The sequence below is a fragment of the Nostoc sp. CHAB 5715 genome (assembly GCF_020829685.1).
GTDB lineage: Bacteria > Cyanobacteriota > Cyanobacteriia > Cyanobacteriales > Nostocaceae > Nostoc.
On record NZ_JAIVFR010000213.1, the window covers coordinates 1 to 8842 of the forward strand.

Consider the following 8842-nt stretch of genomic DNA (forward strand, 5'->3'; position numbering starts at 1 on the left):
GTTGAAGATTTCCGACAGTGCTTTGCCAAATCCAAGACTAAGAGCATAGCCAATTGACATCGCACGCTCATTCAATCGGCGATCGCCCAGTTCACAGGTTGCACCTCTTTTGAGATTAAATTTAGAAACTGTAAACGAATATTTTGTTGATTTTTATACAAAGTAGAAGTAAAGTTTAAATAAGTTTGTTTAGATAAAATTTTGTAAAATGACCTATATCTATGAATAAGTGTGACTTGGGAATACTCTACAATAGTTATAATTTTTTTATCATAGTTATAAAGTATACGAAAGTCATAGCCATTGGTTAACAGCCCGATAACAGACCCAGTGTGGCGCATGTAATTATTAATTTGCCAAACGCTGTGGGCAATGTTTTTGCTGGGCGCTTTAACTTCAATAATTAAATAGGCTGGTTTTATTAAAGCAGAGTCTGGTTGACCCACTAGGAAGTCAAGCTTAGATTGTAGAATTACTACTTGAGACTGCCAATCGGCATGGCTGTAACCAAGGATATGCAAAAGGGGAACCACTACCTTTTGCTCTACATCGGATTCGTTACTATTTGGAGCGATCGCTTGAAAAATGTTTTGCAGTATCGAGCCATAGTCAGCAATCATACTAGCACCGAGAGGCATCCAACTTTACAATTATATCCGTTAGTTATCCGTTGTAAAAATTTTTGCCTCTGTTGCTAGTAAAATCCAAGAATGGATAGAATCAAAGTGTTTACCTATTTGCGCTAAAGGTTTTGGCTACTGTATCTTGTCCCCACTGCCATCAACTCGTTGATAGTCAAGCTATTAGTTGTCCCTATTGCCGGACGACACTCAAAGCTTACGGTCATCCCGGTATTCCATTGCACCGCGCCACTGGGGACGGGTATCTGTGCGACACCTGCACCTATCACGCTGATGATACTTGCAATTTTCCTAAACGTCCCTACGCCAAAGACTGTACCCTTTACCAAAATATTGAACAGGCAAAGTTAGAGTTGGAACAGCAGCGTTACACTAACAGTTTTGCTGTAACTGTGAAAAGTTGGGTAAAACGCAATCAGGCTTTGTTGTTGCTATTAGGTTTATTATTGGTCTGTTTGTTGTTTGTGATATTAAGGTCTTGATTTGGGTTTTCTGGGGAGTGGGGAATATAACGCTTCTGTGTTGAGTCTAATACAGACCTAAATATAGCAATCCGATTTGATTTCTGAACTTCTTTGTGTAGGCAGGGAGTAGGGAGTAGGGAGTAGGGAATCAGCCTTTTCGAGTTGAGGGCGAGTTATTTCAAAAATCAAATAGGAGTCCTATAGTTACGATTTGATATTTAAATTGTCTCCCCAGCTAAATTGGAATTGATGATGTATCAAAAAAATTAATTTACATGAGGTCATGTAAATTGATTTTTTATTACTTGTGTGAAATCCGGTTTATGCATCTGAATTATCGGCTATTTGAATTTCTTGCTCGTATTGTGCGTAGTTTACCGCCGTAGGCATCGCTTCTTCAATTGTTTCATTACTAACATCTGAAATATCGGATTTGGAATAAATTGTAGTGAGTATAATTCCTTGATCAGTTTTCAGATAATAAATGACTCGATAGCCTCCACTTTTTCCTTTTTGAATGTTGCTATTTTTGAGACGAACCTTGAAAATCTGATATTTAACTCCAGCAATTCTATCACCGAGGATTTCACCTGCTTGAAGTTGATCAACTAAGAGTTGGAGATCAGTACGAATTGAACGATAGCGTTTGGCAAGTTCTCGAAGATCCCTTTTGAAACGAGGTGTAAGAGCGATCTGGATTGGCGATGGTTCACTCTGCATCGATGCCTGACCACATTTCTGAGAGGGGAAGAGTTTGTCCAGTTAAAGCTTCGTGTAAACCTTGGCGAATACCTTCTATAACAACTTCTGTAGGTGTTTCATCAGGATCGGTTTCGTCATCTTCGGAAAGTAAGACGATAACACGAACACGCTGTGGTTTGATGAATCCCAGTGATTTATCGAGCGTAAGTTCTCCACTCTCATTAATTGTCGCTGTGGTTTCAATTGCTTTCATAGATAATGATAGTGTTGTTAAATATCGGGTCAATTCAACCTACTTATAGTCCAATACAGTTCAGTTAAGCATTTCTTCCTTCTCTCTGCGTCCTTGGCGTCTTGGCGGTTCGTTAAAAAAATTGACTTTGTAACATAGTTTTAGCCTTAACCCAAGCGTATTGACTTATAGTCTAGTGCGGCAATCCCTTCAAACGCTTCATCCAAAATCGCCACTATAGGGAATGGTCAAAAATAACAAACCATGCCCAATCCCTAATAGACTTCTTGCATGAATCAAAAGCCCTCACCCTAAATCCCTCTCCCAAACTTGGGAGAGGGACTTTGAAATTAGCTCCCCTTCTCCCAAAATTGGAAGAAGAGGTTGGGGGATGAGGGCGAATTTTGCATTTGTGCAAGAGATATAATCATGTGTGAGAAACTTGAAAACAATTGGACGAATATAATTCGCTACTACACTTGCAGGAACCCGTTATGAATAATAATTTAATCTTTAGGGGGAAATACAATTTTATGAGTACCTTCAGGATTTGTAATTACTTTTCCTCCTAAAGCTTCAATTTCCCTAATTGCACGTTTTTGAGTCCTTTGATCAACTTGGTTATTTAAAACTATTGCCCAAGTAGCAATTTGAGCATATTTGCTGTTGGGGTTTCGACTCAGAAATTCAGCAGTTTTTTGGGAAGTATGAGCGATCATCTGACTCTCTGAATCTGAAAATTTACTAGCCCAGTTTGCCGCCGTTGCAAAAGATTGTTCGGCAGCTTTAGCGTTGCCTAAAAATAATAACTCATCAACTCCTTTATAACGCCAAACGTAATAAGACTTTTCGGGAACCGAGGGAGATAGTGATTTTAAGCCTTTCTCTGATAATGCGATCGCGCGTTCTGGCATAGCAGCATACAATGAAGTACTGATAGAAAGACTGCGATACGCTGCTAAAAATCGCGGGTCACGTTTTAGAATGACTTCAAAATATTCTGGACTTAAACTGTAACCTGTTTTATCCCGAACTTCATCATCTCCGAAATATTGGAGAAAATTGAGATATACCAAATCTGCGATGAAGTTATCATAACCAAAACTAGGCATTTTTTGGAGAAAACTAAGACGGATATTTTCAGATTTTATTTCTTTCTCTAAAGTGTCTAAAGAGGCAGATTGCTTGCTATTTATTAATTTTTGCAATTGGGGGAATTGAATCAAGCCAACTCCTAAAATACACATACAAATTACAAAAGGTGTAGCAAAAGCTTGACGAGATAACAACATATTTTCCTTGTATTTATCATCACGGTCATATCATTGTATACATAGTAGTATAAGAAAATTCAGCCTGCACTTGCGCGTCTATGCTTTGCTAGGCAAAATAAAAAACAGGTTGACTAAAATAAAATGATTCAGTAAATTAGCATAAAATTATACTAAAAGCCTATTTTTTGCGCTTAACCGAACCGTATTGGGGAAACCCCTACCGCAGTGATCAGGGCAAACACATCTAAATATAGTAATATAGTACAAGTATACTAATATGGGATAAAAATAGCGATTGCGGATGATATGTGGGTAAGCAATTAAGCTTTGATGGTAAAGTCATTGTAAAAGCAGCAATATTGCCCCAACTTGCGTGAAACTCAAGCCCAAAATCACAATTGCTGACCACTTTGCACAGATGTTCCTGAAACGAGCAACTGCGATCAATTTTTGAAAAGACTCCCTTAACCGAATATCTTGAGCCGCATAACGACCCGCTTCACCCGCCGCTAGCCACCTATCGAACTCAACGAAAAAACCTAAACGGTCGGGTGCAAGCGGATTGTTCGACGGCTGGCGCTACAGGATCTACTTGCTGCTGCCTGTCACAATTACCGAAGGGAACTTGCTTCGCAAATCGCTTTCAATTGCTCCATAATGCTAGGCAGAACGCCTCAAACGAGACTTCATGGGTAAAATAGGTTGTCTCTCTGTCTTGTCTGAGCGTGCGCCGCTCTACTAATACGAAGTTGTCTTAGATCGTATTATTTGCCCGAAAGCTAGTCCAGTAGGGAACTTGATTCCAAACAATCCTATCTTTGGCAACTTCGTATAAATTACACAGCAGCAGTCGAGTCGAAAAGGTGTAGCTCTGCCCTGGGATGAATTCTGTGATCGTAAAAGGGCAAACTGGACCCGATTTTGGCTTAACTTTCCCTTGAGCATTGAGTTTGAAATCGCCTTCCAGGGATGTCCATTCCAACTCGGTATCCCAATTTGCCCATTCATTGTTCCTTGACACCTGTACTTGCGCGTGCTGCTGTTGCGCTCGTTTTCTGTGATAGAATAGAATTTACGTCCTCCCACAAGCGACTAACAACAGGATCTCCATTGCGCTCTCACATTCCGCCAGAAACACTTTACCTTCTTATGAGGAACGTGAAGTCATTTGCCTTTGCACTTGTGTTGACCTATGAATTTGCCTATCATACGGTCACGCTTGGTCTTAGCCCTTTCCAGCTTGTTGTTGTCGGTGTTGTGTTGGAGAGTATGACCTTTCTTTGTGAAATTCCGACTGGTATGTTTGCTGATCTTGTCAGTCGGCGCCTATCAGTCATTCTTGGAATTGTTCTCTGCGGTGGCGGCTTCCTCTTTGAGGTTTTATCCCCTTCTTTTGCTGGAGTGCTGGTGGCACAAGTACTGTGGGGTATTGGATTTACGTTTTTTAGCGGCGCAGAAGCAGCTTGGATTACCGACGAGATTGGAACGGAGCGTGCCGGTTTGCTGTTTTTGCGCGCCACACAACTGGGCCAAGTCTTGACAATCATTGGTACATTTCTTGGCGCCATCCTTGCTTCTTTTAGTGTTTCCTTGCCAATTATCGTCGGTGCATGTCTATGCTTATTCCTTGGTATTGTCTTATCCTTTACGATGACCGAGAATGGATTTGGGCCGACTTCGAGAGTAGAAAAACAAAGCACTTGGACAATTGTTACTCGACCACTTCGTGATAGTTTTCAACTGATACAAACGCATTCAGTTCTTTGGTTGATTCTGTTAATCGGTATCGTTATTGGTGTGTCTCTTGGCGCCTTTGATCGGCTGCATACGCCGCACTTTGTGACAACGATTGGTTTGCCCTCGTGGGGAGCACTGTCATCTGTGAGTTGGCTAGGTATCATTAATGGCGTTATTAGTGTTCTGTCGCTGCTTGGTATGGAAATTGTCCGTCGCCGCTACCAAACGATAGAGCAATTGGTGATCATAAAGTTACTGGTCGGACTCTATTGCGGAATGCTCGTTGGAAGTTTTCTGTTTGCGCTAACAAACTTGTTTACAATTGGATTTGCAGGGTTTTGTCTTACACAAACGTGCCGGAACGTTAGTCGGCCATTACTGTTGCAGTGGGTCAATCTCAATGCGCCGAAGCAGAGCCGTGCGACCGTGATCTCGACCTATTGGCAGGCGAATGCATTTGGTCATATCGCTGGAACTCCAGTGCTTGGATGGCTTGCTACAATAGCTTCCCTGCGAACGGCGCTGAGTGTGGGAACGCTGGTGTACATTACGACGATACCGATCTTACTCATCGCCCAACGACGGTGGAACCGCGCGCAGCAGGTGCCTATGGTTACGGAAGAACAGTAGCCTTTATGTAGCACAGGAGCAGACATCTGGGTTCGAGGTGAGAAGAAGAAAATATGCCTTTCTACAACGGAATAGTGACAAGCAAACTTCAAGAGTCAAAAGAGTTTTACACGAAAAATTTGGAGTTTTCGGTGAAGTTTGAAAACGAATGGTTTGTCTTGCTCGAACGGGACGGGCGCGAACTGGCTTTTATGCTTCCAGATTTAGAGTTTCAAAATCAGATATTTCGGGGCGAGTATAGTGGCAAAGGGCTTTGGCTAACGGTTGAGGTTGATGATGTCGAAGCCGAATATGAACGCATCCAAAACCTAGATGTTCCTATTGCAGTTGAGCTTCGGCAGGAGGAGTGGGGCGAAACGCATTTTTCCATTGTTGACCTGAACGGCATTGGCATTGACTTTGTGAAATACAAGGCAACTGAATGACAGTAGTTCGTGAAGGCGAATACGCCGCCCAACGTTCCCAATCACCCGCCGCAAATAAGCTTGAACTCCAACCGATAACCTCTCGGCGGTCGGTGTGCATTGGGGTTGTTATGCAGCGATCGCTACTCTTTCTTGGCTGTAGTCTCACTTGCAATGTCATTGAGCAACTTCGCTAGTTCATGTGGACGGCTCAACATAGCTGTATGTCCTGTATTGAGAGTTACAACCTTTGCTCCAATGTTGGCTGCCATTTCATCTTGCTTTGATGGTGGCAATATTCCCTGATCCTGGAGCAATTTAATGTAAGTGCAAGGAACTGATGGCATTTGTAATCGTGAAACTGGCTCATAAAATATCGCAGGTGGTTCTGGATTTTTACCACCAGCCAAAACTTGTTGAACGGTTGCCTCATCCATGTCATTGCAGAGGGTTCTTTGCATGTCTGCCTCCACTGCTTTATTCATGAAGGAAATCTTCCATGCCATTAGTCGTAACCACACAGCAATTCCAAAACGTTCAGAGGGACGAAAAATGGAAATCGCTGAACTTCCTTCTGGTGGAATATTGGCTCCCACAAAAACGATATGTACCACTCGTTGGGGTAACAACGATGCAACGGTCGGGGCAAGAATACCACCAATTGAATGGGCAACTAAAATCACTCGCTGAAAGCCCGCCGATTCAATTTGCGACTGAATATATTTTGCAGAATCAGTAATAGTCAAGTGGTTCAGGTTTGTCCCTGAAGCAGCACGGCGCACAGCAAGCGCAGGAAAATCAAGCAGTGGAGTGATTCGCCCCCAAACCCATGTATCAAGTCCACCACCATGAATTAGTACGAAAGCCAAATCCATTTCTGACTCCTCAATACTTGATAGATATTGTACGTAATTACCTCATTAATTAACCGCAAATCACCCCTCTAGTAATCTCACGTTACTTTAATCTCAAACTTTGGCAAATGGATTTTCGCGGCTGTCCCCACCACGGCTTCATAATCGGCATAACGTTCGCGCTCACCGGACGCAGATAACCTTTGCAACTCAACCAACCATCTTAAAACGTTCCGGTGCAGCGCGATTGTTAGACTGCGTATCATGAGCAAAGTAAGACTTGATAGCATAAACTAATGAAATAAGCGTTGTTATGCAGTGATCGCTCACTAACTGTCGCTATACAATGCAATCGTACCTTATCTAGTAACAGTGGCAGCTACGGATGCCAGAAGTCATGGGCTGCGGTTGGCAAGCTAGCCAGCACACTATCGAATCGTGCTTCGTCAATGTTCTTCCTGAGCGCTACAGCGGTGGCTTGAATGGCTGTATCGGGCGCAAAGTTATGATCTGCACGCAACAACTGCACTTCCTGGGTCATTTCTACTCGATCTCCGAAGCTGCGGCGCGGTTCATCTGTATCCCAGTCCGCGACGAATATAGATCGCAACACAGGTGGAAGAACTCCAGCGAAGTGAATCGCTTCTGGAAGTGTGAGCCGACGGCGAAAGGTCTGCAAGACTCCTTGCACCATTGTATAGACCTGATTTGTCGTGACTAAACCAGAGGCTTCGCGGGCATCCAGCAAGAACTTCTCGAAGTCAAGCGAGGCGCGTTGATATTCGGATGGTATGGGCATATTCATCAGCTCCCGCTGATTGCAACTGTACAAAATTATACCTAAAGTTTTATCTGGTTGAACAACCCCATGTGATTTAACCCTGACGGTCACTGTTAGGTTCGCAGGTGAGTTCAGGAAAACTTGAGCAGTCTAACGGCTCAAATCAGCGGCCGCAGACAGATTCGGCACTCACAAACGGCTTTCGTCCGTCCGCTGCATTTGAATTGTTAGACCGATGTTGACTTGGATTTACATCTTGATGATATCTCTTTACTCATCGAAACAAACTTACTATCAAACTTACTATAAGTGGCAAAAGAGAAAATACCAGAGCAGCCACAACTAGAAACAGAATAAAAGAAAATATTGCTCTCAATCGAGAAACCAAAGAGACAACATGCGGATATACTCTTTTAGCCCTCGAAACACTAATTAGTTGCTTCTCTAAATTTATGCATGGTATCCATATTGTTCCTTCCGAATAAAAACCTGATTTACGAACTAGCTTATAGCCAACAGCTTGATAGAAATTTACTGTCTCAAGGGATGAAATCACATGAGCAACTTCATTGCCCCTATCGATCGCTATCTTCTCCACAGTCTCAAGCAGTTGCGTGCCTATCCCGTGACGAATGAAATCTGGATGAACATACACACCAGCAATTTGGGAGGACTGAACAAGAAGAGACGCAAATCCAACAATGTCATTTTCATGCTCTGCTACAACCCCTATCTCGTCTTGGGCGAGTCTTGCTGATGCTTGACTGCAAACAAGAGACTCAATCTGAATTGAATCGTAACTTGATGATAAAGTTCTAAGTGAACTGGTTTGTAGTTTTATAACTTTATCAGAGTCTTCAGGCTTTGATAGACGAATTTGAAAGTCCATAATTCGTAAAGCTTTAATAGAGATCGCACCGCACTCTATCAATAATCTTCAAGCTACCTACGTCCTCACCAAGCACTAAGCGGTCTAACTATTTATTATACGGAAAGTTTCCGTATAATCTTTTTTTAATCCTGATATATCAGGCATTCTAAGGAAATCCTGTTTGAATATACGGAAAACTTCTTTTTTACCCCCTTATTTGGGTATTATACAGAATTTTTCCGTATAACCACC

General features: G+C 42.4%; 12 protein-coding genes. 3 read left to right on the forward strand and 9 right to left on the reverse strand.

Annotated features, from left to right (window positions below; translation table 11 throughout):
• Positions 1 to 71: 71 nt before the first annotated feature.
• Positions 72 to 638 carry a type I restriction enzyme HsdR N-terminal domain-containing protein gene (locus LC574_RS13750; RefSeq protein ID WP_229454040.1) on the reverse strand — a complete coding sequence of 189 codons (567 nt, stop codon included), beginning with the start codon at positions 636 to 638 and terminating at the stop codon, positions 72 to 74.
• A 113-nt stretch (positions 639 to 751) separates the two neighbouring features.
• Between LC574_RS13750 and LC574_RS13755 the strand changes: the two genes are divergently transcribed.
• Entirely contained in the window at positions 752 to 1123 is a 372-nt protein-coding gene (locus LC574_RS13755; RefSeq protein WP_229454041.1) for a zinc ribbon domain-containing protein, read from the forward strand.
• A gap of 303 nt (positions 1124 to 1426) precedes the next feature.
• Here the strand turns inward: LC574_RS13755 and LC574_RS13760 are convergent, their stop codons facing one another.
• From LC574_RS13760 to LC574_RS13775, 4 genes are all read right to left on the reverse strand, one after another.
• Entirely contained in the window at positions 1427 to 1825 is a 399-nt protein-coding gene (locus LC574_RS13760; protein ID WP_229454042.1) for a type II toxin-antitoxin system RelE/ParE family toxin, read from the reverse strand.
• Positions 1815 to 2093, reverse strand: a complete 279-nt coding sequence (locus LC574_RS13765; RefSeq protein ID WP_306422115.1) for a hypothetical protein — start codon at positions 2091 to 2093, stop codon at positions 1815 to 1817. Before LC574_RS13765 ends, LC574_RS13760 begins: the two co-directional genes overlap by 11 nt.
• Positions 2094 to 2545: 452 nt before the next feature.
• Positions 2546 to 3331 (reverse strand): hypothetical protein, encoded by a 786-nt coding sequence (locus LC574_RS13770; protein WP_229454043.1) that lies wholly within the window; start codon positions 3329 to 3331, stop codon positions 2546 to 2548.
• A 736-nt stretch (positions 3332 to 4067) separates the two neighbouring features.
• Positions 4068 to 4334, reverse strand: a complete 267-nt coding sequence (locus LC574_RS13775; RefSeq protein WP_229454044.1) for a hypothetical protein — start codon at positions 4332 to 4334, stop codon at positions 4068 to 4070.
• Positions 4335 to 4423: 89 nt separating this feature from the next.
• Between LC574_RS13775 and LC574_RS13780 the strand changes: the two genes are divergently transcribed.
• Positions 4424 to 5680 carry an MFS transporter gene (locus tag LC574_RS13780; RefSeq protein ID WP_229454045.1) on the forward strand — a complete coding sequence of 419 codons (1257 nt, stop codon included), beginning with the start codon at positions 4424 to 4426 and terminating at the stop codon, positions 5678 to 5680.
• Between the two features lie 53 nt (positions 5681 to 5733).
• Complete coding sequence (locus tag LC574_RS13785; protein WP_229454046.1) at positions 5734 to 6105, forward strand: VOC family protein; 372 nt, start codon at positions 5734 to 5736, stop codon at positions 6103 to 6105.
• A 122-nt stretch (positions 6106 to 6227) separates the two neighbouring features.
• Here LC574_RS13785 and LC574_RS13790 read toward each other — a convergent pair whose 3' ends face one another.
• The 4 genes from LC574_RS13790 to LC574_RS13805 form a co-directional block, all read right to left on the reverse strand.
• Positions 6228 to 6959 (reverse strand): alpha/beta fold hydrolase, encoded by a 732-nt coding sequence (locus LC574_RS13790; protein ID WP_229454047.1) that lies wholly within the window; start codon positions 6957 to 6959, stop codon positions 6228 to 6230.
• Between the two features lie 77 nt (positions 6960 to 7036).
• Complete coding sequence (locus tag LC574_RS13795) at positions 7037 to 7204, reverse strand: hypothetical protein (RefSeq protein WP_229454048.1); 168 nt, start codon at positions 7202 to 7204, stop codon at positions 7037 to 7039.
• 113 nt (positions 7205 to 7317) lie between these two features.
• Entirely contained in the window at positions 7318 to 7737 is a 420-nt protein-coding gene (locus LC574_RS13800; protein ID WP_229454049.1) for a DUF2267 domain-containing protein, read from the reverse strand.
• A gap of 256 nt (positions 7738 to 7993) precedes the next feature.
• A complete protein-coding gene (locus tag LC574_RS13805; protein ID WP_229454050.1) occupies positions 7994 to 8608 on the reverse strand; it encodes a GNAT family N-acetyltransferase in 615 nt (204 codons plus the stop codon).
• Positions 8609 to 8842: the final 234 nt, after the last annotated feature.